The organism is Kitasatospora sp. NPDC004240, assembly GCF_053603215.1.
Window position 1 is genome coordinate 20,641 of record NZ_JBSGFD010000115.1, and the last position, 6,660, is coordinate 27,300.

The window sequence follows — 6,660 nt, forward strand, 5'->3', positions numbered from 1 at the left end:
GCCCCGGCCGGGTGGCGGGTACGCAACACAACTGCTCGGTAAGGGAGTTGACGGTCACAGCCAGGAGAGTAGGACCGCCGGCCGCGCTCCGGAAGCCGTTCGCGGATTCCCGTCACCCGACCGCGATCCGGGCCCGGGCCCCACCCCGTCCGCCACCCGGCTCCGGGCCCGACAACGCGACGGATGCCGCATGGACGGAGAACCCCTCCACCGGGCGCACCTGTTCACCCGGCGGGTCCGTCCACCTGCGGTCGCAGAGCCGACCCGGTCGTGCCCCGGGGTCAGCCGCCCGAGGAACGCTCCGCGAGGGCGAGGGCGAGGGTGAACAGTTCGTGCAGCTGGGAGTTGCCGGTGCGGCGTGCCTCCAGGACCGCGCTGCGGAGGTTCATGGTCGCGGCGAGGCGCAGGCCGGTCAGGGGCCGCTGGAGGACCGCGCCGGCGTGGTCGAGGTCGTGCACGCGGCTGTGCCAGTCGAAGTCGCGGCGCCGGAAGGGCTCGCCGACCGCCAGTTGTCCCGCGTAGGCGACGTAGCGGCCGTCGGGGGAGGCGATGAGGAGGTTGAGGTGCTCGGTGCCCGTGAGGGCGGGCGGGGCCGGCCGCGGGGTGAGGGAGTCCGGGTCGAGGAAGTGGACGCGTCCCTCGCCGGGAGCCTTGCCGCCGACGACGTCCCACTCCGGCACGGCGAACAGGTGCCGCATGCGCGGGGTGTCCCGTTCGACGAGGGGCCGCATGCGGGGGCCGTCGAGCTGCCAGAGGGTCAGCCCGCCCTCCTGGCCGGAGGTGAGCAGGCGGTCGTGGCCGACGAAGGCCAGGTCGATGACCGCGTCGGGCTGCACCGGTCCGCCGACGGCCAGTGCGCTCCCGAGGAGCACGTCGGTGGCGACCAGGACGTGACCGTCGCAGAGCACCAGCCGGACCCCGTCGGGGTCCACGGCGATCAGGTGGCCGTTGGACAGTCCCCAGGCGCTGAGGCCGACCTGCCGGAGGGCGTCCGAGGACGCCGAGCCGAGGTTCTGGTCGACCAGGGCGGACGGGGAGAAGTGCAGGCCGGCCACGTAGCCGAAGAGCGTCGTGGCGACCGTGGCACCGGCCACCGCGACCCCTCGCGCGAGGGTCGTGGTGCCCTGGTCGGTGTGGCGGACGAGTTCGAACGCCCGGTCACCACCGTGGTCGGGTGCCCTGGTGGCGATGACGGTCGAGGCGTCGACGCAGGTGATCGACCTGTGGTCGGCCGGGCCCGTGTACAGGGTGGTCAGGATGCCGGTGCGCAGATCGAGGGTCTCGACGGTCTCCCGGTGGTCGTCGGTGATCGTGGCGACCGCCAGGGCGTCGTGGGCGTGGGCGAAGGAGACGTAGTCCTCGTTGAAGAGGTCCAGCTCGGGCGGGAGCCGGGTGGTCGCGCCTTCGGCGGCACCGGCGACCAGGGCGGCGGTGCGGCGGGCGGGGAGGGAGCGGAGGGCCTCCAGCAGCGCACGGTCGACCGCGTCCGCGGGGTGCCAGCGGCGCACCGGGATGCGGCGGGCGAGCCGGGCGGCGTCGGTCAGCGGGCAACGGCAGACGGCCTCCCAGTAGAGCGGCCAGTCCTGTCGGAGGGCGAGCTGTTCGGCCACGCGGAGCAGGCTGTCGCGGGTGACCGGCGCCTCGGTGGCGCGGCCCCAGCCCGACACCTCGACCGTGGTGCCGGGCCGCAGCACCCGGTCGTCGAGGCGGACCTTCGGGGAGCGCGCACGGGCTTCGGGGTCCTGTGGCCGTCCGGCGGCCCGCAGGGCGTCGTTCTGCCCGTGCAGGGCGCCGACCAGGCCCATCTCGTGCTCGGCGGGGTTGCCGGCGGCGAGCTGTCTCCAGAGCCCGACGGACTCCGCGCCGGCCTCCAGGGCCTCGTCGTGGAGTCCGACGGCCGTGAGGCTCTCCCGGCGCAGGCCGAGCGCGAGAGCGAGGGGCTTGCGGTACGTCAGGGGGTTGTCGCCGGCGAGCCGGTGGTAGAGCTCGACGGACTCCGTGATGGCGGCGACGGCCTCCTCGTGGCGTCCGGCGTGGGCGAGTTGGGTGCGGAGGTTGAGCAGGGCGATGGCGAGGTCGGGCCGGTGGCCCACGGGGTCGGTGTCGGCCAGTTCGCGCCACACCCGGACGGCCTCGAAGGCCGTCGCGGTGCCGTCACCGGGCGTGGCGGCCGGGACGTCACCGGGCGTGGCGATCGGGACGTCCGCCCCGGCACCGGACGCGGTCCGCCCGGCGATGACGTCGGTGTCGGCGTCAGCGACGGCGCCGCTCCGTACGGTCAGGACCGCGGCGTTGGTCAGGGCGACGGCGAGGCCGGCCCGGAAGAGCGGGTCGTCGGCCTCCCGTCGGCGGTACTGCTCGATCGCCTCCTGGTTGGCCCGGTACGCCTCGGTCCACCGCCCGGTGCGATCCAGGTGTGTGGCGAGGTTGGCCAGGGCGGTCGCCAGGTCGAGGTCGTACCGCTGCCGGTCCCGCCCGTGGAGGCGGCGGAAGATCCCCACCACCCGTTCCTGGACGGCCGCGGCCTCGGCGTGGCGCCCGATCTCCGTCAGCCGGCTGGCATAGTTCGTCAGGGACTTCCCGACGTCGGCCTCGTAGATCTCCGGCCGATCCTCCGCCAGGCCTTCGAAGGCGTGGACCGCCCGCAGCACGGCGCGCACCGCCTCCTCGTGGCGGCCGAGCAGGCCGAGGTCGTTGCCGTGGTTGACCAGCACGCCCGCCATCGCTCCCGGGCCGTCGGCCACGTCGAGCCGGAGCTCCAGCAGGCGGATCCGCAGGACGGCCGCGGCCACCACGAGGTCGGGAGGGGTCGGGTGGGGCACACGGTCGAGCACCTCCCCCAGCAACTCATCGGCGATGGTGGGCAGTTCGGCGATCGCCAGCAGCGCGGGCGCACCGGCGGCCACGGCCAGGCCCGGATCCTCGTCCAGCAGCGGGAACAGGCACCGCGGGCCGACGTGCGGCCAGCGTTCGGCGGCCGCGGCGAGCGTGGTGACGGCCCGGGCGGGCCGGTCGTCGTGGTGGGCGGTCACGGCGGCGGTCTCCGGGGCCCAGCGCTGCGCCGGGTACGCGGCGCGGTGACCCGGCAGGGTCAGGGCGACGAAGTCCTCGGCGAGCCGGTCGGGGTAGAGCGGTTCGAGGACGACGGCGCGCGCGGGATCGGGTGGCGGGTAGCAGACCGCGTGGTCGGCGAGGACCTCGGCGGAGGGGTGTCCCAGGCGCAGCTCGTCGACCAGCGCGGTCCCGGAGTCGGGGGACCGGGGGCCGCCGAGGGCGGCGGCGAAGACGGCCCGGTTCATCACGGCGGGCGGGGTGGTGATCCGGCCGTGGCGCCGCTCCCGGTGCAGGCGTGCCCAGTTGAGCTGTTCCCGGTCCAGCAGGTAGAGGGCCAGTCCGGCGGTGCCCGGCAGGGCGGGTTCGGCGGCCGGGTCGAACGCGTCGCCGGAGGCGGCCGGGGAAGCGCGGGCGACCTTGCGGACGGGCGTCGGCGGGGTACGGCCGGTGGCGTGCGCGTCCACGGCGACCAGGGCGGCCATGTGCACGGCCAGCACCAACCCGAACTCGGGGTGGTCCAGGTCGGCCGCCGGGCCGGTGCGCGGCGGCGGGACCCCGTACCGGGCGGCGAAGCCGTCGAGGGCGGCCCGGTACATGGTGTGACGGCCCTCGGGGTCCGCGGTGGCACTGTCGGCGGACCCGGCGCGCCCGGGCCCGTCCGCGCCGAGCGGCGGCAGCGGTTGCTGCGAGACCGAGACCTGTTCGTTCGCCAGCGAGGCCCGCAGCGCGGGCCAGACGTCCGTGCCGCGGGCGATCAGCAGGATCCGTACGGGTGGATCGGCGCGGTGCAGCAGCGCGTTGCTGAACAGCCAGGTCAGCGAGGACAGCGGCCACCGGTCGGCGTAGTCGACCAGGAGGAGCAGCCCGGCGGTGCCGTCCGGGCGCAGGTCCTGGCTGCCGGGCGGCGGAAGGACGCCGCCCGGGCCCTCGGTCGCGGTGGCCACCGTCCACCCGAGCTCCGTCATCCGGGCGGCGAGCTCGTGCGCCAGCCGCGTCTTGCCCTGCCCGCCGGGGCCGTGCAGCCACCGGGCGGCCCGGCGCGGTCCCGGGGTGCACCATTCCCGCAGTTCCCGCAGTTCCTGCTCGCGACCGGTGAACCCGACCACGGCGAAGCGGGCGTTGAGCATCCGGCTGGGCTGCTCGCGCAGCCAGTCGTCGTCGAGCCGGGGCGACGGCCGCCACCGCTCCAGCACGTACAGCGGCGTGCCGTCCCCGAAGACGTGGATGTCGGCGCCGATCACCCCGTACGCGAACCCGCCGGCGGCGGTGACGTGCTGGGACTGCCGGGAGTTCAAGCGCGCCCGCCGGGCTCCTGATGGACGATCACGTTGCCGCCCTGCGCGGCGAACACCTGCGAGCGGTCGTGGGCGACCACGTGCATCACCCAGCGCTGTTCGCCCTCGGGAAGCGAACGGCGCACCTGCTCGGTGAGCTCGTTCAACTCGCCGGCCAGCTCAGGGTGTTCCCGCAGCAGTTCCTGCAGTCGCAGCTGCCAGCCCGGCAGCAGTCCGCGCCGCGCCGCCGCCGCGTCGTCGGCGCGGGCCACCAGGGCGGCGTCGCCGTCCAACTGCGCCGCGAGGAGCGCGATCCGGCCGTCCGCGGCGGGCACGGGCTCCGGCCCGTCCTCCCCCGGTGCGGTGTCCGGTGGCGTGGCGTCCGGCGCACCGGCGCTTGCACGGCCGAAGAGCCGCAGCACACCGGTGCGGGTGGCCTGCCAGGCATCCGTGGCCATCGCCCCGACCAGTGCGGTCGATCCCGCGGTGGCCAGCGCCACCAGTGATTCCGCCAGCATTCCCCCGCCGTTCCGCCGATCCACCGTATCCGTCCTTCCGGCTTCCATGCTGCCACCGATCCCGTTGCGGGGAGCCTCAGTTGCACGACTTCGGCGGCACCGGCCGCGCGAGCCGGGCACCCGGACGAGGAACGCGCGCCGCTCGCGGCCCGGGACCTCACTCGGCGACCCGCGACGGGCCCACGCGCGCGGCCGTTCGGTCCGGGGACACCCGAACGGTCAACGGGTAACGCGGCCCCCCGACCTGGGCATTTCCCGTATACGGTATACGGGTTTCGTCTCCCGGTCGTCCTCCCGCCGCGTGCCCGTCACCTCGGGGACCGGTGGGCGCCATGGAATGTCCCTGCCGGACGGGGCACGCCCTCCGGCGCGCCCCTCCGCCCCCGCGGAGGGGGCAGGACAGGTCAGCCCGACCAACAGGAGACCACGTGCGCAAGCTCCCGCACCGCACCTCTGTACTCGCCGTCGCGACCGTCGCCGCCCTGGGCCTGGGCGTCACGCCGGCCGGGGCGCACGACCGCGCCGACGAGATCCCCGTCGTGACGGCGACGGTCGAGACACCCCCGCTCTTCGACGACGAGGAGGGCGGGGACGCCAACGCCGACGACCCCGCGATCTGGCGCGACGCCGCCGACCCGGACCGCAGCCTGGTCATCGCCACCGCCAAGCAGGGCGGCCTGCGGGTCTACGACCTGGACGGCCGTCAGGTCCAGTCGCTGGCCGCACCCGCCGGCCCGCGTCCGGGCGACAAGCCGGGCCGGTTCAACAACGTCGACCTGGTGAGCGGCCTGCGCTTCCCCGACGGCAGGCGCCACGACGTGGCCGTGGTCTCCGACCGCGGCAGCGACCGCATCCGGATCTACCGCATCGACGGCGCCGGCGCGGCCGCTCCGCTGACGGACGTGACCGATGAGGCCCGGGCTCCCCTGGTGTTCTCCGCGAACCAGGACGAGGTCAACGACCAGCGCACCGCCTACGGCCTGGCGGCCTGGACCGACCGCAAGAGCGGCCGCTCCTACGCCGTCACCAGCCGCCGCCACGGCACCGAGCTGGCGCTCGCCGAGCTCACCGCGACCTCCGGCGGACGGATCGGCTACCGGGTGGTCCGCACGATCGCGCTCCCCTCCTCCTTCGAGCTGCCCGACGGCTCGCGGTGGACCCCGTGCGCCGAGCCCGGCGAACTCCCCCAGGTCGAGGGCATGGTGGTGGACGCCGACAACGGGACGCTGTACGTCGGGCAGGAGGACGTCGGCATCTGGAAGCTCGACGCCGACCTGGACGTCGACGCCACCGACGACGACGAGGTCGAGCTGATCGAAAAGGTCCGTTCCTACGGGCGGCCTGCGGTGTACGACCCCGCGACCGAGGAGTGCGTCCAGGGCGCCGACCCCGGCTACGGCGGCAAGCACATCAGCGCCGACGTCGAGGGCCTGACCATCTGGCGCGACCCGAAGGACCCGGAGGACGACGGCTACCTGCTCGTCTCCAGCCAGGGGGACAACACCTTCGCGCTGTTCGAGCGGGACGACGACAACGACTTCGTGCGCACCTTCCGCATCGGCGCGGGCTCGGGCGCGGGGTCCCCGGACGGCTCCGAGGAGTGTGACGGCGCCGCCGTGACCAGCGCTCCGCTCGGCCGGAGGTTCCCGCACGGTCTGCTCGTGGTCCAGGACGGCCACAACACCCCGGCCGTCACCGACGGCGGCGGCGAGGCGCGGACCAACACCGACTTCAAGTTCGTCGACTGGAAGAAGGTCGAGGACGCCGCGGACCTCTGACGGCGCGAAGCCCCGGCCCGACCCACGGGGCCGGGC

The 6,660-nt window shown here is 75.0% G+C and carries 3 protein-coding genes; 1 reads left to right on the forward strand and 2 read right to left on the reverse strand.

Annotated features, from left to right (window positions below):
- Nucleotides 1-281: 281 nt before the first annotated feature.
- Complete coding sequence (locus ACWEQL_RS27150; RefSeq protein WP_452152938.1) at nt 282-4,349, reverse strand: hypothetical protein; 4,068 nt, start codon at nt 4,347-4,349, stop codon at nt 282-284.
- Nucleotides 4,346-4,846 (reverse strand): hypothetical protein, encoded by a 501-nt coding sequence (locus ACWEQL_RS27155; RefSeq protein ID WP_452152939.1) that lies wholly within the window; start codon nt 4,844-4,846, stop codon nt 4,346-4,348. Before ACWEQL_RS27155 ends, ACWEQL_RS27150 begins: the two co-directional genes overlap by 4 nt.
- A gap of 428 nt (nt 4,847-5,274) precedes the next feature.
- On the opposite strand from ACWEQL_RS27155, the gene ACWEQL_RS27160 reads away from it, so the two are divergent.
- Nucleotides 5,275-6,624 (forward strand): phytase, encoded by a 1,350-nt coding sequence (locus ACWEQL_RS27160; protein WP_452152940.1) that lies wholly within the window; start codon nt 5,275-5,277, stop codon nt 6,622-6,624.
- Nucleotides 6,625-6,660: the final 36 nt, after the last annotated feature.

Bases quoted from the DNA above. Each gene is read 5' to 3' on its own strand.
- ACWEQL_RS27155 (WP_452152939.1), bottom strand. From the start codon at position 4,846: ATGCTGGCGGAATCACTGGTGGCGCTGGCCACCGCGGGATCGACCGCA.